Annotated in this window: 26 protein-coding genes; 6 read left to right on the forward strand and 20 right to left on the reverse strand. The window is 31.4% G+C overall.

Annotated elements, in window-relative coordinates; genetic code table 11:
- Positions 1–4: 4 nt before the first annotated feature.
- The 3 genes from ACX6U0_RS07190 to ACX6U0_RS07200 all read right to left on the reverse strand — a co-directional run bounded on the left by ACX6U0_RS07190 (position 5) and on the right by ACX6U0_RS07200 (position 2,256).
- Positions 5–979 carry a DMT family transporter gene (locus ACX6U0_RS07190; protein ID WP_464959276.1) on the reverse strand — a complete coding sequence of 325 codons (975 nt, stop codon included), beginning with the start codon at positions 977–979 and terminating at the stop codon, positions 5–7.
- A 59-nt stretch (positions 980–1,038) separates the two neighbouring features.
- Positions 1,039–1,953, reverse strand: coding sequence for a DUF1835 domain-containing protein (locus ACX6U0_RS07195; protein ID WP_464959277.1), 915 nt, complete (start codon positions 1,951–1,953; stop codon positions 1,039–1,041).
- 174 nt (positions 1,954–2,127) lie between these two features.
- On the reverse strand, positions 2,128–2,256 hold the full coding sequence (locus tag ACX6U0_RS07200; RefSeq protein WP_087999824.1) for a YuzL family protein: 129 nt from the start codon (positions 2,254–2,256) through the stop codon (positions 2,128–2,130).
- A gap of 103 nt (positions 2,257–2,359) precedes the next feature.
- Between ACX6U0_RS07200 and ACX6U0_RS07205 the strand changes: the two genes are divergently transcribed.
- The 4 genes from ACX6U0_RS07205 to ACX6U0_RS07220 all read left to right on the forward strand — a co-directional run bounded on the left by ACX6U0_RS07205 (position 2,360) and on the right by ACX6U0_RS07220 (position 5,843).
- The gene (locus ACX6U0_RS07205) at positions 2,360–2,602 is read left to right on the forward strand and encodes a YkuS family protein (protein WP_087999823.1); all 243 of its coding nucleotides are present in this window, start codon (positions 2,360–2,362) and stop codon (positions 2,600–2,602) included.
- Between the two features lie 536 nt (positions 2,603–3,138).
- Positions 3,139–3,342 carry a hypothetical protein gene (locus tag ACX6U0_RS07210; protein ID WP_464959278.1) on the forward strand — a complete coding sequence of 68 codons (204 nt, stop codon included), beginning with the start codon at positions 3,139–3,141 and terminating at the stop codon, positions 3,340–3,342.
- A 258-nt stretch (positions 3,343–3,600) separates the two neighbouring features.
- Complete coding sequence (locus ACX6U0_RS07215; RefSeq protein WP_464959279.1) at positions 3,601–5,568, forward strand: methyl-accepting chemotaxis protein; 1,968 nt, start codon at positions 3,601–3,603, stop codon at positions 5,566–5,568.
- A 119-nt stretch (positions 5,569–5,687) separates the two neighbouring features.
- A complete protein-coding gene (locus ACX6U0_RS07220; RefSeq protein ID WP_464959280.1) occupies positions 5,688–5,843 on the forward strand; it encodes a DUF1540 domain-containing protein in 156 nt (51 codons plus the stop codon).
- A gap of 236 nt (positions 5,844–6,079) precedes the next feature.
- On the opposite strand, the gene ACX6U0_RS07225 is transcribed toward ACX6U0_RS07220, so the two are convergent.
- From ACX6U0_RS07225 to ACX6U0_RS07250, 6 genes are all read right to left on the reverse strand, one after another.
- Positions 6,080–6,448: a hypothetical protein gene (locus ACX6U0_RS07225; RefSeq protein WP_464959281.1), complete on the reverse strand. Its 369-nt coding sequence runs from the start codon at positions 6,446–6,448 to the stop codon at positions 6,080–6,082.
- A 109-nt stretch (positions 6,449–6,557) separates the two neighbouring features.
- A complete protein-coding gene (locus ACX6U0_RS07230; protein ID WP_464959282.1) occupies positions 6,558–6,884 on the reverse strand; it encodes an antibiotic biosynthesis monooxygenase family protein in 327 nt (108 codons plus the stop codon).
- 145 nt (positions 6,885–7,029) lie between these two features.
- Entirely contained in the window at positions 7,030–8,730 is a 1,701-nt protein-coding gene (locus ACX6U0_RS07235) for a methyl-accepting chemotaxis protein (RefSeq protein WP_464959283.1), read from the reverse strand.
- Positions 8,731–8,901: 171 nt separating this feature from the next.
- Positions 8,902–10,062, reverse strand: a complete 1,161-nt coding sequence (locus tag ACX6U0_RS07240; protein ID WP_464959284.1) for an MFS transporter — start codon at positions 10,060–10,062, stop codon at positions 8,902–8,904.
- A gap of 178 nt (positions 10,063–10,240) precedes the next feature.
- Positions 10,241–10,606, reverse strand: coding sequence for an ArsR/SmtB family transcription factor (locus tag ACX6U0_RS07245; RefSeq protein WP_464959285.1), 366 nt, complete (start codon positions 10,604–10,606; stop codon positions 10,241–10,243).
- Complete coding sequence (locus tag ACX6U0_RS07250; protein WP_464959286.1) at positions 10,606–11,031, reverse strand: SRPBCC family protein; 426 nt, start codon at positions 11,029–11,031, stop codon at positions 10,606–10,608. The genes ACX6U0_RS07245 and ACX6U0_RS07250 overlap by 1 nt, the downstream gene beginning before the upstream one ends.
- A gap of 266 nt (positions 11,032–11,297) precedes the next feature.
- Here ACX6U0_RS07250 and ACX6U0_RS07255 point away from each other — a divergent pair, with 266 nt between their 5' ends.
- A complete protein-coding gene (locus tag ACX6U0_RS07255; protein WP_464959287.1) occupies positions 11,298–11,945 on the forward strand; it encodes an HAD hydrolase-like protein in 648 nt (215 codons plus the stop codon).
- A gap of 133 nt (positions 11,946–12,078) precedes the next feature.
- On the opposite strand, the gene ACX6U0_RS07260 is transcribed toward ACX6U0_RS07255, so the two are convergent.
- The 7 genes from ACX6U0_RS07260 to ACX6U0_RS07290 form a co-directional block, all read right to left on the reverse strand.
- Positions 12,079–12,621 (reverse strand): histidine phosphatase family protein, encoded by a 543-nt coding sequence (locus tag ACX6U0_RS07260; RefSeq protein ID WP_464959288.1) that lies wholly within the window; start codon positions 12,619–12,621, stop codon positions 12,079–12,081.
- A 12-nt stretch (positions 12,622–12,633) separates the two neighbouring features.
- Positions 12,634–13,074, reverse strand: a complete 441-nt coding sequence (locus ACX6U0_RS07265) for an NUDIX hydrolase (RefSeq protein WP_464959289.1) — start codon at positions 13,072–13,074, stop codon at positions 12,634–12,636.
- Positions 13,075–13,335: 261 nt separating this feature from the next.
- Complete coding sequence (locus ACX6U0_RS07270; RefSeq protein WP_464959290.1) at positions 13,336–13,626, reverse strand: hypothetical protein; 291 nt, start codon at positions 13,624–13,626, stop codon at positions 13,336–13,338.
- 263 nt (positions 13,627–13,889) lie between these two features.
- Positions 13,890–14,954, reverse strand: coding sequence for a CapA family protein (locus tag ACX6U0_RS07275; protein ID WP_464959565.1), 1,065 nt, complete (start codon positions 14,952–14,954; stop codon positions 13,890–13,892).
- Between the two features lie 309 nt (positions 14,955–15,263).
- Complete coding sequence (locus ACX6U0_RS07280) at positions 15,264–16,310, reverse strand: TolB family protein (protein WP_464959291.1); 1,047 nt, start codon at positions 16,308–16,310, stop codon at positions 15,264–15,266.
- Between the two features lie 90 nt (positions 16,311–16,400).
- Positions 16,401–17,864: a sensor histidine kinase gene (locus ACX6U0_RS07285; protein WP_464959292.1), complete on the reverse strand. Its 1,464-nt coding sequence runs from the start codon at positions 17,862–17,864 to the stop codon at positions 16,401–16,403.
- Positions 17,861–18,556 carry a response regulator transcription factor gene (locus ACX6U0_RS07290; RefSeq protein ID WP_464959293.1) on the reverse strand — a complete coding sequence of 232 codons (696 nt, stop codon included), beginning with the start codon at positions 18,554–18,556 and terminating at the stop codon, positions 17,861–17,863. Before ACX6U0_RS07290 ends, ACX6U0_RS07285 begins: the two co-directional genes overlap by 4 nt.
- 273 nt (positions 18,557–18,829) lie before the next feature.
- Here ACX6U0_RS07290 and ACX6U0_RS07295 point away from each other — a divergent pair, with 273 nt between their 5' ends.
- Positions 18,830–19,228, forward strand: coding sequence for a hypothetical protein (locus tag ACX6U0_RS07295; RefSeq protein WP_464959294.1), 399 nt, complete (start codon positions 18,830–18,832; stop codon positions 19,226–19,228).
- Between the two features lie 35 nt (positions 19,229–19,263).
- On the opposite strand, the gene ACX6U0_RS07300 is transcribed toward ACX6U0_RS07295, so the two are convergent.
- From ACX6U0_RS07300 to ACX6U0_RS07315, 4 genes are all read right to left on the reverse strand, one after another.
- Entirely contained in the window at positions 19,264–20,109 is an 846-nt protein-coding gene (locus ACX6U0_RS07300) for a class I SAM-dependent methyltransferase (protein ID WP_464959295.1), read from the reverse strand.
- Between the two features lie 65 nt (positions 20,110–20,174).
- Positions 20,175–20,894: a toast rack family protein gene (locus ACX6U0_RS07305; protein WP_464959296.1), complete on the reverse strand. Its 720-nt coding sequence runs from the start codon at positions 20,892–20,894 to the stop codon at positions 20,175–20,177.
- Positions 20,895–21,080: 186 nt separating this feature from the next.
- Complete coding sequence (locus ACX6U0_RS07310) at positions 21,081–21,653, reverse strand: chloramphenicol phosphotransferase CPT family protein (protein WP_464959297.1); 573 nt, start codon at positions 21,651–21,653, stop codon at positions 21,081–21,083.
- Positions 21,654–22,219: 566 nt separating this feature from the next.
- On the reverse strand, positions 22,220–22,603 hold the full coding sequence (locus tag ACX6U0_RS07315) for a hypothetical protein (protein WP_464959298.1): 384 nt from the start codon (positions 22,601–22,603) through the stop codon (positions 22,220–22,222).
- Between the last annotated feature and the right edge of the window lies 1 nt (position 22,604).

Genomic DNA, 22,604 nt, shown 5'->3' on the forward strand with positions numbered 1-22,604 from the left:
TTCATTATAGATTTACTGTCTTCTTACTTTGATGTGCCACATGGTTTTTTTGTGATAAATAACTATGCAAGATCATTCCTGCCATAATAATCAACATACCGATCCATGAAATAATAGAAGGAATCGGTGAAGAAAGTAAAACAATCTCTCCTGCTACAGCAAATAAAACTTCCATTGATTGAGTTGCTTCAACCGCTCCTAATTTTTGCATATCTCCCTTTACAAGCTCTGTTGCCTGGAAAAATAAAGTAGTGGCAATTACTCCTGAGGAAACAGAAACTATTAAAGATTGTATTGTTTGCTCTCTACTTGGTAGCCCCTCCGTACCTATTCCGTATATAGATAAAACAATCCAAATTGGTAGACTAGCAAGGGTCATACCTAATACTCTCTGATAAACATCTAGTTTCCCATTACAAAGTTCCATCATTTTACGATTCCCTAGTGGGTACGCAAAGGAAGCGATAATGACTGGTATGATCCCAATTAAAACTGTTTTTATCGATAGTTCAGTAGCTAATTCTACTTGCATCATAATAATACCTATTAATATTAGTAATGACATGCTTAAGCCTTTAAATGGTATTTTCATTCTAATCTTCTTAATTCCGTTAGGCGTATTCATTGTCATGAAGAATAATGGTGCAAGAAGTGAACCCGATATAATTGTAATTTGCCATGAGCTTGCAATTAACCAACCAGGTGAATAGACAGCAGCAAAGCAAATTGGTGCATAAAATAATCCAAATCCAATTGAAGACCATAAAATCCAACTACCTAAATGATTTTTCATATGTTTAAATAAATCTTTACTATTTTTTCGCAAGAACACAATAACCAATAAAAATGGAATCATAAAAAAGTAGCGTAAAGACGCGCTCCAGATCCAACTTCCACCTGATAATTCCATTGACCGATTTAAAATAAACGTAATCGAGAAAAAAAATGCCGATAATATTCCTAAAAGAACTGGTCTCATGACCTCACCTCATTCTATCAGTGACTTCAGATTTTTAAATTGTATACATTGTAACATCTTCATCTAATTATATGTACTCCGCCAATCCACCAATCCATTCCGATACAATCGAATCGACTGGTTTTCCCTTTCAATACATCTAAACCATTTTGTGTTATTTCCAACATTGCAGTAGAGATTGGATTTTCATAATTAGGTAAATTAGAATCTGCAGTTATTAAAGGGTATTTTCCAACTATTAATTCATTTAATAAAGCAGCAAAATAAAAATCGCTAATTCCGTCATTTAATCTGGAACGAGAAACCTTGTTAAATAAATGACTAAACTGAACCTTGCCTTCGCTAATAATTGATAATGCTATGTGTTCTACTTCATTTAATCCTTTTTCTGAAGAAGGAAGATAACTTAAATTTGCTAACATTGCTTGTTTGAGAAATGGAAGTTCATGTTTTTGATGTTGTATCCACTTTTCCAATTCTTCAGGATTATTCGATTGATAAGCTTCCCATACTTTAATTGCTTCTTCAATCTGTTTGGTAGTTACAGCCTTCTTATGAGGTAAAAGATCCATTAATTGTTTTGTTGTTAATTGTCCTAGCCCATGAAAAGGTTCAATACCTGGATACTGATCTATACTTACCAACGAAATATCTTGGAAGCCTAATAAAGTTAGCTCATTTATAAGATAAATCATTATGATTTGATCATAACGGTCATGCTCAAACCAAAGTACGACTTCTTCCTTAGGTGATAATTCTTTTAATTGATTATACTGATCCCTACAATTCTTCACAAAAAACGAATATGGTATCTTCATTTTTTTTTCGAAGAAACTTGCTCTATGTTGATACAACTCCTCGTTTGACCACATTAAGTTAAATGGGCCAACGTCATACATCTCTCGCCAAACAATTACTTTTTCTAAATGAATTAGTTTTCTTCCAACTACATCCCCATTAACAATATGTATCAAATGATTCCACCCTTTATTAGAATTTTCCTGATATCACTGAGTTTTAAATCAATTTATAATGACTAATTTCTAATTCTCCATTACTATTCCTTATTCCTTGTATAATTGAAGTACAAAACCTTACATACAAAAAAAACCACCTGATTACAGATGGTTTTTAAATCCAAATTCGTATTAATCTCTTTTTTGTTTTTTTCGAGAAGATGACTTTTCTACACCGGTTTCACTTGTAGTTGTACCTTGACCTTGAACATGCGATGATCCTAGTCCAATTCTTGAAGGATCTTTTTTCGTTTTTCCCATTTCACACACCTCCATTTTTACTTTTTCTATTATGAAACATCTTTATTCTAAGAATATTTTTCCTAATAAAAGTGAATCTTATATTTCTGAGGAGGTGTTTTTAATGGCGAAAATTGGAGTAGAGCAATCTTTAACAAATGTACAACAAGTATTACGTGAAAAAGGTCATGAAGTGATTGAATTAAAACAGGAATCTGATGCAAATGGATGCGATTGCTGCGTTGTGACAGGTCTTGATTCAAACGTAATGGGCATGCAGAATGTTTCAACACAAGGATCTGTTATTGAAGCAAGCGGGCTAACTGCAGAAGAAGTTTGTCAACAAGTTGAAAGTAGATTCCAATAATACTGTATACTACCAGCCATCTTAAAAAGTATGAAGAAACATTCAAATTAAAGGGCAAGCAAAATTTTAATAGAAATTTTGCTTACCCTTTTTAATTTACTTATATTTATTTTTCGACCGATTATTTCTTATTTACTATTTTACGATTATATCTAAAATTTTAATAAGAATTTTCGAATAATTATAACTTGACTTCAATCTCTATTTTAATAAACAAAAGACTATACTATTCAATCCTAATTTCCAAATATTTGGAAACGGATACATCATTATATTTACTTTATTTTATCCTCTTCTTTCTACTTTTCAATTAAACGACAAAGCATTATTTTAAAAATAAGCTTCACCATTCTTATCAAAATTTGCCTGAAAATACAGTTATTTAGGGCCATCAGCAATTATTATTCTAATTTTTCCGCGCTAAATATTTAGAAAAATTTTAATTATAGAACTTTTGTTTTTTACAAGATTTTTCCACAATTAGCGTGTATTATATGAAATTGTGTTATTAACTAGGTCTGGAGGACGATAAAAATATGACCGTAAATAAAAATTATGAAAATTTGCTTAAAAGTATGAACTATTCTTCACTTGAAAAAGAAAAAGAAAGCATCATCAAAATTCTTTCTCATAAAGAAACATTGGATCAAGATTTCTATAGCTTAATAAAAAAGCTAGAGCTAATTTACCAAATCACATTACATAAATTTCAAAACAATGTTCATAAGAAATACTCCTAGACCTACAACCTAATCGATCAGATTTTCTCCTACTATATATCCTTATAAAATAAAATGAACGCTCTCACCAGAAACAAAATTTATCCCACTATTGAAACTACTTTAGAAAAAGCACATACGAATTATTTTTTTGATTTCTTTTGACTTTTTAAATGTTATTTTATGGAAAATAACTAAAAAAGTAAAAATTCTAAATTTAATATCCGAAATAAGGGTAACAGCTATACATTCAACTTCGGAGAAAAGGAACGAGAAAACATGATAAATATTAAAATTCGCACAAAGTTATTATTATTTTTAGCTATTCTTATTGTCGTACCAAGTGCAGTAATTGGAGTTTCTTCTTTTGTTAGCGCTAAAAACAAGGTAAAAGAAAATCTAGTACGAAGTGCATCAGAAAATGTATCCTTAATTAATGATAACATTTCTAGTACGATTTCCAGTGAATATAGATTAATGGAATTATTATCTAAAACAATTAATAAAGAGAGCTATAAAGAAGCAAACTTACCTAATCTTTTAACTGAATTTCAGAATGTAATTGATACTCATGAGGAAGTAAGTACTTCTTATGTTGGAACTGAAGACGGGAATATTTATATTTCACCAAAGGTTGAACTTCCTGCTGGATACGATCCTAGAACAAGGGATTGGTACAAAGAGGCAAAAGGCAGTAATGGAGAAATTATCATTACAAGTCCTTACGAGGATGCTGCTACTAAATCAATCATTGTGACAATTGCAAAAGCTTTACCAGATGGCAGTGGCGTGATTGCTTTTGACATTACATTAGATAAATTAAAAGAATTAGTATTAAATGTAAAAATCGGAAAAACTGGATATCCAGCAATGCTTGATACAAATAATAAAGTTGTTATTCATCCAACTATTAAAGCCGGGGATTCATTACCAAAAAATGTAACAGCTGGACTTGAAAAGAACGCTAAAGGTAAATTTGATTATACTTATAAAGGTGAAAATAAATACATGGTATACAATACGAATTCCTTAACTGGATGGAAAGTATTGGGTACTATGGAAGAAAAAGAGATTAATGATGAAGCAATGCCAATTCTATTTACTACAGGCATTATTGTATTAGTTTTCTTAGTAATTGGCGCATTAATTAGTTTCTACATCATCCGAATTATTATGAAACCAATTAACGAATTATTACATGTAACAGAAAAAGTAAGTAATGGTGATTTAACGGCTAAAGTGAAAATTAGATCAAAAGATGAGTTCGGTGTACTTGGTAAAGCTTTTAACCAAATGATCGAATCATTAATTCAATTAATTTCAAAACTAAATTTAACTTCAAACAAACTTGCTGAGTCATCAGAGCATTTAGCGCTTACTATTACTCAAGTAAGTGAAATTACTTCAAATGTAAATAGTTCTATGGAACAAATGGCAGCTGGAGCAGAAGTTCAAATGACAAGTACGAACGAATCTTCAATCGCGACAGAGGAAATTGCATCAGGTGTTCAATATGTTGCGGAAAAACTTTCTGAAGCTAGTGAATCTTCTACTGAAGCTACACTGAATGTTGATGAAGGAAATGTGTTCATCCAGCAAGGTATTACTGAAATGAAAAATATTCATGACACAGTTAAAGATAACTCAAAATTAGTACAACAATTAGGCAAAAAATCTTCTGAAATTAATGTAATTATAGACGTTATTAAAGGAATTTCTGAACAAACTAACTTACTTGCTTTAAATGCGTCTATTGAAGCTGCAAGAGCTGGAGAATATGGAAAAGGTTTCTCAGTAGTAGCTCAGGAAATACGCAAGTTAGCTGAAGCTTCAAAACGCTCAACAAGTGAAATTTCAGAAATACTATCTTCGATTCAAGGTGAGACTTCAACTTTAATGAATGCAATGGAATTAGAAGAAAAACAAACACTAAAAGGTCTTGAAGCTATTACACAAACTGGTGAAAGCTTTAATAAAATATTACATTCAATTACTGAAGTAAATAAACAAATTCAAGAAGTTTCTGCTACATCTGAACAGATTTCTGCTTCGACTGAAGAAATCTCTGCATCATTTAACGAAATTTCGAATATCGCAACTAGTTCATTCAATTCAACAAAATCAACAGTAACTGATACGAAAGAACAACTTAAAATGACAGAACAAACAAGCATAGCAGTAGGAGAATTAGCGAGATTAGCAATCGAACTACAAGAAGAAATTGCTGCATTTAAAACAGCTGAATAAGTAATAGTAAAAACCTTATCGAATTGTTCGATAAGGTTTTTTATTTAATCCAACCACAAAAATTAAGTATCAATCGTCTTATTAATGTTAATCATAACAATAAAGGAGGTGTCTAAACAATGGCACAAGATGTACTTTGCGAAGTTAACAATTGTAAATACTGGGCTTCTGGTAACAAATGTAGTGCAGATGCTATTTATGTTGTAAGTCATAAAGGGAAAAAAGCATCAAATACTGAGGAAACAGATTGTAAAACATTTGCTCCAGAAGTTTAATAAAGACCTGGGTAACCGCTAGATGGTTACCCTTTCTTTATTATATAGTATTGATAATAACTATCATTTTCATTCAAATACTTTCCAGTTATTTTATTTTTTTACATTAAAAATACTTTTTTCATTGATATAAGGACTTTTTTAAGTACTACTTTCCAATGTTTACAATAAGAATTAGTGTCTTTATATCCAATTACGAATAAAAAAAAGCCATTATAAAATGGCTCACAAATTCATCATGATTGATTAATGGCGTTCATACCTTCTAAAATCACTTTTGCATCTGCATTCAAAAAGTCTAATGCATCTTTTCTTACTAATAGCATTGAATTATCAGCAATAATTTTTTTTAACTCACGCAAATCAAATTTATTTGCACTTGTATTTATTGCTTGAATAACCAACAATTCTCGTCTTGTTAATTGTTCATAACCTTCATTTCTTCTTTCTGCTATAAATTTTAATAATTCACGAGCATTACTATTCAAAAGCGTTTTATTTTCTCTAAGTATTTCAATGTTTTCCTCAATATACTTTCTTGCAATCGATAATTCTAAACTTTCAACACTTTTGTTTATATTGGTTATTAATTCTTGTAGGATCAAATTCTTTCTCCCCTTTAAATGCTCTTACTTAATTTATCGGTTTGAAAAAGAATTATTAAAGGTTGATCACGTTCTTTATCATAAAACGCAAATTCATTACAAGAACACCCTACATTTCAAAAAATGAATCCCTCTCGACCTTACATACTCTTAATGAATAGGATTCATACCATTCCTTTTTGCCACGTTCTTGAGCAATTTTATGAGTCATATGTTCCTTCCAACTTTTAATAGACTCAAGAGAATCCCAATATGATACAGTTATCCCTAGTCCTTCATCACGTGCACTTTCAACACCTAAAAATCCAATTTGTTTACTCGCTAGTTCAAGCATTTTATCTGACATCTTTCCATAACCATTATCACCTTTTGTTCTTTTAGATACAAAAATGACTGCATAATAAGGTGGATTCGGTGTATTTACTAATGAACTCATAACTTGAGACCTCCATAAAAGATTTTTTCGCTATGATAATCATATATGATTATCACTGATTAGAAATACAAATATAAAAAATAAACCATCATGTAAGATGGCTTAAAAAAAATCTATATTTAATTATTTAAATTCATGTCATAACCTAGAGCTTAAATCCTTTTACTGTATCCTGTAATTCCTCTGCCATTTTACTTAGAATGTCCGCAGAAGCAGCCATTTCTTCCATAGATGCATTTTGTTGCTCAGCAGCTGCTGCAACACTTTGAGATTGACCCGTGGCCTCTACTGAAATTGTAGATGTCATTTCTACAATCTGAATGATACTTTGCGAGCTTGCATTGATTTCTTCAAAAATTGCTGATACTTCCTCAGTTTGCGAAGAAACTTCCTCTATCATTTTCACGATTTGTTTAAAGTTTTCACCAGACTCAGTTACTAGATCTATTCCATCTTTAATTTCTGACGATCCTTCTTCCATTGAAACAATTACTTTATTAACTTCCATTTGAATAATATCAACAAGTTGAGATATTTGTCCTGCAGCATTTCTTGATTGAGTTGCCAATTTTTTAACCTCATCCGCGACTACAGCAAAACCTTTCCCTTGCTCACCAGCTCTTGCAGCTTCAATCGCGGCATTTAAAGCTAGTAAATTCGTTTGCTCTGAAATCTCTGTAATGATTGTTACGATTTTACCAATTTCATCTGACTTTTCACCTAAAGAGTTTACAATATCAGATGTATGATTAACAGTTCGATGAATCATATTCATTTGATTTACAGTTTTATCCAATACCTTATTTCCGTAAATAGCTTTTTCTGATGTTGATTGTGAGTTTTCAGCTACTGTTAGAATAGACGATGCAGCTTGTTCCATTCCCGCTGATATTTCTTTCACAACGGAATATGCTTCCTGGGTACTTTTTTCTTGTTTTTCAGCACCTTCCGCAATATAAATAATAGAACTAGTAATCTGTTCTGAAGCACGACTTGTCTCTTCAGCACTTGCAGAAAGTTCTTCAGATGTCGCAGCAACTAGCTGAGAGTTGTACATTACATTTTCAATTAAGTCTTTTAAATTCTCTGTCATCAAATTGACATGAGTTGCAAGCTCACCAATTTCATCTTTATTTTTAATGTGAATTGGTTCTATTCCTAGATTACCTTCAGCTACTTCTTTTACCTGACTAGATAATAAGATTAGTGGCTTTCTAATACTACGAACTAGTAAATATGTAATTAAGATTGTAAATATCAGGGAACCTAAAACGATAGTAAAGTTGATATTTAACGCATTTTTAGATTGTTCATCACTCATTACCGTAATCTTATCTGAATTTTGGCTATTAAGCTTTGTTAATGTATCTAAATCGCCTTGCATCTTATCAAAAAGAAGAACACCATCTCGAAATGTTTGATTAGCCACTTCCTTGTTATTGCCATTACTTTCACTAATCACTTTATCTTTCTTATTTAAAAAAACAGTCCATCGGTCCTTTAATTGATTATAATAGTTTTTTTCATCTTCACTTTCGATTAACTTACCATATTTTTGAAATGTATCATCTAATGCATTTGTTGTTTCAGTTATTTTATTTTCATATTCGTCTTTTGTTACTTGATCCTCATTTAATAAGTGACTTTGAGTTAACGTCATAACATGCTCGGTATAATAATTAATATCCCCTATGAGTGAGACTTTTGGTAAGACTGTTTTACTTAATTGCTGTGTATTATTATTTAGCGTATAAGTATTTCTTAATGAAAAAGCACTTAATATAACCATGATACACATGATTAACATTGATGTAGTAAATAATTTTTTACCTATCGTCCATTTCACTGGATGCTCCCCCCAAAGATAACATGTTTTATATTTTCATTCATTTTATCGGCTATCTTTACTACAGAATTTAGTCAAATTATAGGTATTTAAAAATATAAATCGACAAAAAAATAAAAAAAAGCGATACATTTACATATCGCTTTCTTTAAATTTCTTATGAAATTATACCTAATTCGTTTTCATGACTGCCCTGCTGTTTAGTGAGAATGAATAGGCCGCTGAGACCAATGCTAAAATGACAATCATTCCTCCTACTATTGCGTTCGTCCTAGCTGGAAACTCGTTTATAAGTATCCCACCCAAACTTGAACCTAATGCGATTCCAATATGTGAAAACGAATTATTTAGTCCTACTTGAATATCAGCTGAATCTTTCGCTGCTTTTGCAAGACTATCCTGAATGCTTGGGCTAAGAGACCAAGATAAACAGCCCCATAAGGTGACAATCATCATTAAACTGATAATAGAATTTGTTGCAATCGGAAGTAATAAAATTGAAATAGCTAACAAGCCTAGTATAATTAAAATCGTTTTAGCTCCACCAAACCGATCTGTACACCAACCACCAATCCAGCCGCCTAAAATACCAGCTACCCCAAAAATCAGTAATGAAATACTAATCATTTTGGTAGATAACCCCATCGTACTTTGCAGGAAAGGAGTAAAGTACGTATAAATTGTAAAATGACCTGTTAACTGCAAAAATGAAATTAACTGAATTGATAAGATGCGCTTGTTCTTTAATGTGGCGATTTGTTTTACTAATGGAATTGAAGGCTGTGGATTAACCTTTGGAAGAAACTTAATGATTCCGACCATAGATAATAAACTTAAAACGCCAACTAAAGCAAACGTCATTCTCCATCCATAATGTTCTCCAATTAATGTGCCTAAAGGAACTCCAAATACTAAAGAAGAGCTAATTCCCATAAAAATAACACCAATTGCTCTGCCTCTAATTTCATTAGACACGATATTTGCTGCGGTAGTAATTGATACAACTATAACGACTGAGCAACTTGCTGCAAGTATGATTCGAGCTATTAATAATATAGTAAAGTTAGGACTAATGATAGATATGACATTTCCAATTAAGAATACTGTCATTGCTATTAATAATAACTTTCTTCGTTCGATTTTTGATGTAATCGCGATAAAAACGGGTGCTCCTATAGCAAAAACTAAGGAGAAGATCGAAACTAATTGACCAACGATTCCTACTGAAACATGTAAATCACCTGCAATCATTGCCAATAACCCTGTAATAATAAATTCTACGGTTCCTGCTACAAACGTAGCTATTGCTAAAATATAAATACCTTTATGCATTTCAATACCTCTCAAACATGAGCTTTCTATTCCTTTATTTTTGCCACATTATTTTATTATAGCTTTATCGATACAAATGTCTATGTAAAATAAGGTTCCATGTAAAAATGTGAACTTTAAAAGCACCACATTAAAAAAACGAACCTAATGTTAGGCTCGTCTTTTATCAAACTAATTATCAATCTTTATCATCTTTTGGCTGTACAACTTTAATACTATTATCATCATTGTCTTCAACAAGATGTTGGAGAATGGATAACTTATTCGTCCAAAACTGATCATAATATGATATCCATTGTTTCAATTCACGAAAAGCTTCAGGTTGTAATGTATATCTTCTTTCTCTTCCAACCTTCCGATCAGTTACTAGCTCAGCATCAGAAAGTATATGCAAATGCTTAGCAATTGCAGTTCGGCTCATCGGGAAATTACTTGATATCTCAGAAATTGGTAACTCTTTGTTTGCAAGTAATCTGAGAACTTCTCTCCTAGTCGGATCAGCTATTGCTTGGAATACATCATATTTTTGTGGGGAAGTAGACACTATTTCTCAACAACTTCTTTAAGTCTCGCAACTAAGCCAACCCATCCGCCATTCATGCGCTCGCGAATAACGCCACTTTTTTCTTGTGCTTTTGGTAAAATCTCATCTGCTGTTTTCCAACCACCGTGAATTAATGTGAATTCAGTTTTGTCTCCAACTTCTTTTAATAGAAATGAAACAACCCAACCATCAAGATCCCATTTAAAAGTAATTTTGTTTGGTTCATCTACTTCTAATACTTTACAAGGAGATGGTCCGAATGGCGACTGTAAGTGAAACTCATGTCCAACAACCGGCTGAAAATCATTCGGCATAAACCATGCTGAAATACCTTCTGCAGTTGAAACAAAATTCCATACCTTTTGAATTGGTGCATTGTAAACGACTGTTTGTTTAATATCTTCTACTTGATTTTGAACGCTCATTATCCGATCCCTCTTTCATTAATATAAAACCTTTTGGTTACATATCGAATTATATACAACCTTTTGGTTTCATGTCAACAATATTTTCACAACTATGTTTTCCAACTATTTTATTTCTATGAATAAAAAACAAACAATACTTCAATCAGTATTGTTTATATATCAACTTATTATTTCTGATTGAAGGTGCTAATACAAAATATTAATTCGTTAAAGCCAAATGTGCTACCATTAATGAAAGAAAGCAAAATTGGGGGAATTTGTTTATGAAACGAGCAGCAATATTTGATATGGATGGTACATTATTCCAAACGCAAAGAATTTTAGCTACTTCTCTTGAAGATGTCTTTGAGTCCTTACGTCAACAAAAATTGTGGGATAGCATTACACCATTAGATCAATATAACGAAATTATGGGTGTACCTTTACCTGTTGTTTGGGAAACCTTATTACCGAATCATTCAAATGTCAATAGAGAGCAGGCGAATGCATTTTTCCATACGCGCCTAATCAAGAACATACAATTGGGCAATGGAGCTTTATATGCTAACGTGATTGAAGTTTTTGAACACTTATTAGAACAAGATTATTTAATTTTCATTGCAAGTAATGGTCAAACTGAGTATCTTCAAACCATCGTAAACTATTACCAATTAAATACATATGTCACAGAGATTTTTAGTATCCAGCAAATAGACTCACTTGATAAAGGTCTTTTAGCAAAAATGATTCTTAATAAATATCATTTGTCAGAAGGTTTTGTTGTAGGTGATCGACTTTCAGACTTTCAATCTGCTAAAAAGAATTCCTTAACTGCTATCGGCTGTCGATTTGATTTTGCACTAGAGGCTGAGCTTAAACACGCAGATATAATCGTTAATGACTTACTTGAAATAAAATCAATTTTGAAATAGGAATGAAAGACCACAAAAGAGCCTACCATTATGATAGGCTCTTTCATATTGTTAATTCCAGCTCATGGCTATTTGCTTTAACGTGCAGCAGATGTATCTGTCATTCCTCGCTTTTTTGTTTAACGGTCTATCTTCACACCTTCCAAATCCGTTTAAACTTATTTTGGTGATTATCAATGCTCAGTTCATATACATCTGGATTACTAAGCTTTCTCCATTGCGCAAATCCAAATTCTGAATCGAATTGCATTAGCAATAATGACATTAAGTTACCATGGGTAACAATAATCGTATGATCACTTTCATGATTGATGATTTCTTCAACTAATGAAAGAACTCGCTCAATCGCTTCTTCACTTGATTCTCCACCTTCGAACTTTAGTTCTAAATCATTATATGTTTCTTCTAATTTCGAAAGCCAATCTTGATATACTTCAGTACTTAACACTCGTTCAGCCAACCGATTATCCGTTTCTAACTTCAGTTTTTTCTGATTAACTGTTGGTTGGATTGTTTGAACCGCTCTTAAATAAGGGCTAGAAATGATGCGTTCAATTTGAAGCTTAGAAAAAAACTGTTTTAGCTCTAAAGACTGTTCAATCCCCTTTTGAGTAAGATTAGATTCAGGTGGTTGTCCGATTGCCTCACAATGTCTAACAATATATATTTTCTTCATACAGGCTCTCTCCTACAAACTAATTTCTCGATTCAAACCTATTTTTAAATCGGCTTGTTTAATACTTTCTTTTAAATAAACAGGTGCTTTACTATGACTTTCTATTTCATCTGATGACATCCATTTTACATCTTCCACCTCTTCAGAACTTTTTGGGTAAGGAATGCCTGATTTATATTCACATAAGAATACAATATTCAAAACATGTTCATTTTTGTCTGTTACAAAAGAAGAACTATATAGATAGTTTACATTTTTTATTTTAATATCTACTTCTTCAAGAACTTCCCTCTTTAGATTGCTCTCTAAAATTTCTACTGGTTGTTGTTCTTGTTCAACTTTTCCTCCAACTAATGAAAGCAATCCACCTGCATGCTCTTCTTTCTTACTTCTTTCTATTATTAACCATTTTCCTTCATGGTTGATTGCAGCTTCAACGTTTACAATATACATGTGAATCCCCCCATTTTAACAATGAAACTAATTTCTATGTACTATATCGAAATTCCTCTTTGTTAAAGCCTAAAGTCTAAGAGTTGATTACATCGGAATGTGCCAGACTCCTTTGGAGATGTAGGAAGCTTGAGCAAGAGCAGAAATGGTTCATACCGATGTTATGAATTCTAAAACGGCAACAAATCCGAAAACATGTAATTAAAAAGCATTACCCCTTAAAAAAGAAGTAATGCTCATCCGATTTCTATAAAAGTAATGTTATTCAACCGTTCTCTGTCTTAAGAAAAACATAACCAAAATATTGATCATGAATATTCCAATGAAAGCAACAATTAATGTATAGATACCTGAATAAATATTAAAGCCATAATCTGCATTTAATAATAACCACACACTCCCACTACCCAATACAAGTAAATTAATATTAAATGCAATCGACATAGTAGCCAAAATACTATTCGTATTTTTTTGCATTTTGACCTCTAACCAAACTGATAAAATAAGTGATACGGAAATAAAACTAAGGAAAGCAATAAATTGTAAATCCATTCTTATTCCTCCTATATTTTATTTGGTAATCCTCTAACTTTACTGGTATTAACTTTGATTCTCTATAAATTTATCAAATTCCTTCTATCAAAAAGAAGCTTTCCATTTTTAAGAAAGAATACCTACAATAATACAAACCATAAATGTAACTTTTGTTATACAGCCAACGTAAGTTGCATGTCAAAATAACAACAATCATAAAAAGCATTGCTCTCAAAGCAATGCTTTTTATGATTGTTTATTTTTATCTTCATCCGAACACGTTATTTTTCATATTTAGTCCAAGCAGACCCATTAATTTGATTTGAAACATTAATAATTTTATTTTTAACTCTTTTTGCTTCTGACCCTTTTAACAACATTGGTTGATAATTATTTCGGTATGATACAGATGAAACTGAAAAAGGTACTACTTTAATCTGTTTTTGATTTGTTAAAGTGTCATTTTTAAAATGGAAAGTTTGCTGGAATACGAATGTATCTTTATCACTTGGATTTTTATTTCCACCAAACATAAAGTTTCCTAAACTATATGCTATGAATTTTCCTTTATACTCCTCAATCCCTTGAACTACATGAGGATGGTGACCAAGGATTAGATCTGCGCCATGATCAATGGCATAATGCGCTAAATTTTTCTGTGTTTGATTTGGAACATATACTCTTTCTATCCCCCAGTGAAAATGGATGAGTACTATCTTGGCTCCAGCTTTTCTTAATCGTTGAATGTCATTATTTATTTTAACTCGTAATTCCGGTGAGTCATTCCATCCTTCATAACCGAGTGCTGCGATTTTTATTCCTTTTACAGTAGTTATATACGAATCATTGTAGCCAAAATAACCAATGTTCTCCTTTTTTAAAGAAACAATTGTGTCTTCATAACCTTTTTGTAAATAATCGTGGCTATGGTTATTTGCAAGATTGACAGCTTCAATTCCACCAAAAGTTAATATTTTAGCGTATGAAGGATCCCCTTTAAAGCGGAACTTTTTTACTGCTTTCTTTGTTGCTTTTGTAAGAGTTGTTTCTAAATTAACTGTTGTAAAATCATCTTGTTTAAAAATATTATCCAATCTTTTTACAAAATGTTCTAATCCATGCTTATTAGCCTCGTCCACAAATGAACCAGTAAAATAAAAATTTTCATCAGTTCCTATTGTAAAATCTCCAGCTGCACTAACTTTGATTGTTGTTTCTGTAACTGGTTTTACAGGTGGTTTCTTTACTGGTGGTTTTACGATTGGTTTGTCTTCTGGTTTATTTTCTGCTTTTTTAATTGGACTTTTATCTTCAGCAGACTTTTGATTTTCTTTATTTTCTGCCATATTCTGTTGGTGATCTATTATGGTTGAATATACATAATGACTAATAATCGTAATAAATCCAAATAGAGCTAAAATCATTATCCAAACTACAGTTTTTTTACTCTTGCTTCCCCTCGGATTATTTTTTTTGCTCCTCATATTATAAATCTCCTTATATTGTATTAAAGAATATCAAGTAGAATATTTTTAAAATATTTAAAATAATTAAATAATACCTAACTATATTAAAACATCTTTTAAAAATTTTGTAAAAAAAAGAAAGTGAGCTTTTTTGTCACTCACTTGATTTGAATCTAAATTTATTCATTTCTAACTTTTTAAAGTTAAAACATACGCTACAAATTCATTTTGATTATTTTTCTTGATTACTTTTGAGACGAGTAATTTCTTACCGGATGGACTCCAAGTAATTGGTCCTGAAATTTCCTCTAAATCAGTGGAAAGTTGAGTAATCTTCCTCGTATTCACATCAATAACAAATAATCCACGTTCCCCTTTATCTTCGGAAATAACGGAAAATGCGATTGTTTTTGAATTCGGTGACCAGCTAGATCCAAATATTTGAGTACCTTTAGCTAATGAAACTGTTTTTTTGCCATTTACATCAGAGATTAGTATTTCTCTTTTCGTTTGAGATATTTTCCTTACAACTACAAATTTTTTATTATTCGGTGACGGTATGACCCACTCAACTTTTATTCCACCGAATTTCTTTTTTAAAACATTTACTACATCTTTATTTGGATCTATTTTCGTTACTTTTCCAAAAACATCTGCAGTATACATTTGTTGATCAATAGTTGGAAAGATGACTGTTCTATTGTTTAACCATCTACCTTCAGTTGAAAATGCAAAAATTCTATCTACATCGGTTACTTTTACTTTTTTCTTACTATCAATATTAATGATATAACCAGTCCCAGTAGTTCCATCGATCGATTGTTTATAAAAAATATGCTTTTTATCAGGAGAGACGATTGCACCTATCTGTCCACTTTCTTCTCCGGAAATAATATTAGCTGTTTTTGTTAGTATATCGTAACTAAATAAATTTACGTGATGAACGTACTGCCCTTCATCAGTCATTGATGTCTTTGGTATTTCAGTATTTTTTTGTTCAATTAAAATTGAATCTTCACTTAACCAATCCGTTCCTCGAATACCTTCATATCTGTCTATTTTTTCTAACGCAAGTTCATTCGTAACAACTTCTTCATTTTTAGTAAGAACAGTAATTTTTTTATTTTTCTTCTCTATGACTACACTATCATTTTCATTTTGCAACCCACAGCTAGTTAAGATAAATGAACAAGATGCTATGATCAAAATCAATATATTCACCTTCTTTATATCCACCATATCACTCTCCTTATCTCTTACCATTTGTATGATATGTTTTTCATGTTTCAATTTAGCGCATTAGATGTTTCTAAATTGTAAATTTATTTAATCTATTTTAGGAAATGCAATAATAAAATTAGAGCCAATTCCCTCTTTTGATTCAACTGTAATCGTCCCATTTTGCTTTTCTATCAAGTCTTTCGTTAACGCTAATCCTAATCCAGAGCCACCTGATAGGCGCGAACGATCCTTATTTACTGTATAAAACGGTTCAAAAATTTTATCAATGACATTAGTAGGTATTCCAATCCCCGTGTCTCTAATACTAATGAATACACGATTATTTACAATTTCGTTTGAAACGATGATTGTACCATTAGTTTTGTTATATTTAATTGCATTATCCAATAGATTCATAAAAATTAATGTAAAACTTTCTTTATCGATATAAATATTAGCCGGTAGAAAATGAGTTTGAATTGTTAAACCAAATTTTGTGATTTTCCCTTTCATACGTAAGCAATAATCTTCTAAAAGTCCCTTTACATCAAAACTTTCTTTATTTAATTCAAAATCATATTTTTCTAATTCAGCTAACTTTAAAATCTTCTCTACCATTTCATAAAGGCGTCGAGACTCTTTGCCTATATTTTCTTTTGCTTCATCAATTAATTTAGGATCATCGGCGTACATATCCAATAAATCAATGTAAGCTCTAATAACTGTTAGTGGCGTCTTAAATTCATGAGTAATTGACCCAATAAAATGTTTTTGCTGTTGTTCTAAAATTTTCAGCTTATCAACGGCCAATTGAAGATTATCTTTTTCTTGTTGTATGCCCTTTATATTTTTTTGAATTTCATTGCTCATAAAATATATCGCTTGGCTTAAATAACCTAACTCATCATTTCGATTTAAAATTGAGCGATTAGGGTATTGCCCAGATTGTATCTCCTCGGTTACTTTTCTTAGCTTTAATATATTATTAACGAGTGAATTGAAGAAAAAATATCCAATCATAAAACTTAATACAATGATGATGATACCTATTTTTATAAACAGCTTAATGATATCATCATAAAATTCATTATTCTTAACTAATGAATAGTCAAATTGAACAACACCAATCTGGTTATTTGCATTGTATATAGGTGCGAAATAATTTAGCATTTCATTAGCTTCCTGATAGACTGTTTTGCCTTTTAGTCCAAATTGAAGTGTATCTTCAATCTCTTTATTAGTTACAGTCTCTAGAGGAAGAGAATCCCCAACAATATTTCCAGTCATATTATAAATCGTTACATGTAGACTACTGATAATACCTATTTGTCTAGCAATTTCAAAACCGTAACGTTTAAAAAATTCATTTGGATTTTCTGAAGTTTGACTAAGATACACTTGTTTTACATATACATTTGCAAGTTTACTTTGCTGAGCTAACATCTCTTCTGTTTGCTTTTCTTGATTTTCATGGATCCCTTTTAGAATAAGTAAGCTTAATCCAAAGACAGTTCCAATTAGGAGAATGGCTAAAAACAAACTTGATTTAAATTTAATACTGGACCTCATTTTATTTCCTCTGACATTTTATAACCAATACCAAATACAGTTTGAATTAAATGCTGGTGCGTCTTACCAAGCTTCTTACGTAAACGTTGAATATGAATATCGACAGTCCGCGTTCCACCAATGTATTCTATTCCCCATACTAAATCTAGTAAATCATCACGACGAAAAATACGCTCTATATTTGTAGTTAGTAATGCTAATAAATCGAATTCTTTTGGAGTTAATTCGATTGAATTTCCACTAATACTTACTTTCCTTTGTTCAAGATTGATGACAAGTTCTTGAATAGTGATAACTTTAATTTTCTGTTCTTCATTATGAGATGACTTTTTCAGTCTCCTTAATAATGATCTCGTTCTGGCAAGTAATTCTCTGATATCAAACGGTTTTGTAATATAATCGTCAGCTCCAAATTCTAACCCTAAAACTCGATCAATAATATCATCTTTTGCGGTCAGTAAAATGATCCCCATTCCGTCTTTATTTTCTATTTGTTTACATAAATCTAATCCATTCATTTCTGGCATCATGATATCTGAAATCATAATGTTTGGTTTAAATATAGGAACTTTTGATAATGCATCTATCCCATTTACTGCTGTCTCTACAATAAAACCTTCTCTTCGAAACGCATATGATAATGGATCTAAAATACTTTTTTCATCATCTACGATTAGAATTTTTTCTTGCATGTGCTCACCTAAATCCATTTTTATATTTAGTGTTCTTACTAACCACTGTCACTCATACATATTTAAATTATTTTATCCTTAAGTTAAAATTATAGATAACTTATATGTCATTTACTAAATTATTTTTTGTAAAATATAAAAATTTACAATTTCGAAACATCTCATTCGATTTTTTATGAAGCATGTTCGTATGAATCAATCATTTTGGACAATATTCTAGCGCATTCATTGTTTTCATACATTAAGTAAAGAGTACATCATGGGAGGGATTTCATGAGCGAAAACATCAGAAATTTGAGTGGCAAATGTAAGTCATATAAAGACTGTTATGTAGTGTTCCAAACGAATGAACGAGCGTTATTAGAAGGCATTTTATTAGAATCAAGTGATGAAAGTGCTACCTTACTTACACCAGAAGACCTCCCTGCACCACCAGATTCAGACTACGAAGAGCGACGCCATGGCAGCGAAACCTTTGGACCAAGATATCGTCGTTATAATAGGGTCCTCGTTCCATTATCATCAGTAACAGAAGTATACTTATTCCCTTATCACTATCCTTCATTCCCATATATCTATTCAAGGAATTACCAATACAACCCTTATCTAGATCCAAGAAATTATTCATACAACCCTTATGTATATCCAAGAAATTATCCTTATAGGTATTAAACGAAAAAAAGCATCTAAAATTAGATGCTTTTTCTTTACACTGCAACAAAAACAAAAATAGATAGTGGTTTAATCCCATTTGAATTTATACTATCTTCTAACATTTTCATTTCAGAATGAATGAGATCTCTAAATTTGACGGGCATATCATGAATTGTATTTAGTTCTTTGTTGATGTCATCTATTGTTTTATACACTTCCCACTTACCGTCCTGTAAATCCGGAGATGTAATTGTTTTTTCATCAATGATTGTCCATCCTGCTGCCTCAGTAATAACTTTCAAATCGCTTGGAGTAAACAGTGTTCGTATATTCGAATCACTGTCTTGCTTGAAAGACTCATATTGTGCCTGAATTAATATTGATAATAAATGAGGATATTGTTCTATCTCACTAAATCTTGTATCCCATTCTGCAAAACATAATTTTTTTCCCCATTTTTTTACTTTTTTCAGGATCTCTTTTAATTCATCATTTGAACTTAAGTACCATGAACAATGTGACAAGACGATATAATCAAAAGTATTCAATGGAAAATCAAAATGAGGTGATAGTAAGTCAATTTCAAATTCCATTTTTATTTGATTTCCTAGTGGTGAACTCAGTAAATGATCCGCTGCTTCACCTAATGTGGATGGACTTCCATAATCCCTTGATCCTTTATCAATTCCATGAACGAATCCATTTTTACCAACAGTATATGCTAATACCGCCGTTGTATCCCCCTGTCCACAACCTATTTCTAACACCTTACTCCCTTCTTTTATTTCCCAAAATTCTACCAGTTTGAATCGATGTTCAGTCTGAATTCTTTGGATGTCGGACATGTCATTATTTGATGTCATACATTTTACAACAGAATCGATTTTTGATTGCAACATAAGCCCCCCTTTTATTGCCCAATATAAATAATGGACTGTTTTCGTAAACAGCCCACATAATATTATTAATCTAGTTTAAATGAAACTTCTCCTACACCCATATCCATATCAACAGTTAATGTTTCTTTACTACTTTCATAAGCTTCATTTACATAAACACCATTACCTTTGGAAATAAAATCAACCACGTTTGCCTTACCAATTCCTTTATTTGAATGTATCTTCACACCGATGTCTGCAGGTAATATAATTGTTGTTTTTCCTACACCCGTTTCAATTTCTGTTTTAAAGCCTTTCTTCCAGTCTCCACCCAAGTCTACTGTAAGTTCTCCAACTCCATTCTCAATATCTAAAGAATTAAGATTTAATCCTTTCAAATCAAGATCTGTTTTTGAAGCACCGGCATTAACGTTTAAATCTAAAGGAATTTGATCCGTGAGCGTTAAGTTCCATTCATTTTTAAATTTACCAATCTTCATATTTGGCAATTTATGTTTTCCTTGTTCGATCTGCACTTTGCCTTTTGACCCTTTCAATTTGTAGGATACTTTAGGTTTAAGCTGTTTATGACTATATTCCGTAATACCTTCTACCCACTCATTTCCGCCTTTTGTTACATTCAACTTCCCAGCACCTAAGTCCACATTAACGTCCAATGATTTTGCGTTATCTTTTTCAATAGAGATTAACTCTTCTTTAACTTTTCCATTTGTAAACATATTACAACCTGTTGTAACAACTAATGTCGTTCCCAGTAATACAGCAATAAAAAATGATTTTTTCATTTTATAGCCTCCATAAATAAGATTTCTCATACACTCATTTTATGGATATATGTTTTATTAGATAATGGCCTTACGCATTAAATGAAATCAGACCTTAGTATGAAATCGTAAAAATTAGGTGTGTATTCAAAAATCAAAAACATGTTTCATCCTGGGCCAATTATGATTCAAATTTTTTGTTTCATATCAGCTTCCCATTCTATTTAATTTGTTTTTAAAAAACATTTCATATGTTTTTTCAAATCCTAGAGGCAAAAAATCTCCATTTATTTTTTCAGTTATACGAGATACACAACATTCAATACTATCTAAGTTTGTATCAACTTCAATATCATATAGTTCGTTTTGTTGGTGTACGTATTGTAATTGAGATTTTGCTTGTCCGATTGCCCGATCTCCCCTATTCACTTCTCGACGCTCAAGTTCTTCAATTGGACAATGAACACCTACAAAAAGCACTGGATAATCTTTCAATTTAAACAAACAATCTTCCATCGTAAAATCATTATGTAAAATTTGATCAATAATTAGATTTATTCCTTTATCAGAAAACATTCTAATTGTATCGTGAAAAAAATCCTCCGTAGGAATCGGAATTAATCGTTCGTTTTCTCGGTCTTCCACTCTCTCTATCATGATATCGTAGTCATCAATACTAAAATGAAAAAAATTAGGGAGCTCTTTTACTAATTCCTTTGATAAAGTAGATTTTCCAGAACTTGATACACCGTTTAATAAAATAATTTTGCCTTTTAACATCTTACTCTCCAATTCATATACTTTTTTAATGTATTTAAGTAGGAACGCCGTTTCATTACTAGCTACAACTTGATAAAATTTTACTAGCAATAAGGCTTTCCTAAATAGTTTCTCACTAGATTGTTAATTTCGTATGTTTAATAAAAATTCCTTCTTACTCATGAAAAATTACAAAGTAAAAAGCCATTGTTTTCTGAGTTTGTAAAAATGATAAATTTGAAATAAGAGCTTTAATCAGTCTATCTCACAATGCGTCTTTAATTCCTCTTTTCATTTAGTATCTAAAAAGGTATGCACCCTAAAACCACGACGGCCTGTCGTAAGGTATGCATGCCCCACATCCTGTTGAGTCTCATTTGTCCCACAACTCCCAAAGGAGTTGCGCACCAATTTGGTGGCTATACGAGAAACTATCTAATACTACTTACATTTACTTTTTTGGGATTCCCCAATTTCTTATTAAAAAAAGAGGACCAAATCATATACGATTTGGCCTTCTAATTACTAATCTACTATATTCTTGTTCTTAAAACGAAACAGCTATTTAATTAACGATGATTTATCATCTATCCTACTTGGTTAAAAGACATTATTACTTTTGGATTGATTGGGTCATCCATCGCTACTTGATTAAATGACTTTATTACTTTTGGATTGATTGGGTCATCCATCGCTACTTGGTTAAATGACTTTATTACTTTTGGATTGATTGGGTCATCTATCGCTACCTGGTTAAATGATTTTATTACCTTCGGATTGATTGGGTCATCCATCGCTACTTGGTTAATTAACTTTATTACTTTCGGATTGATTGGATCATCTATAGCTAATCCTTTAATTGATTTTGGATTGATAGGCTCGTCTATCGCTACTGATATATTCTGATTAAATTTAAGACCACCAATAATTAAAACAGTAATTACACTTAATATTACTAATATTTTCTTCATA

It is taken from the genome of Gottfriedia sp. ABJ_BB2_2 (assembly GCF_055484705.1).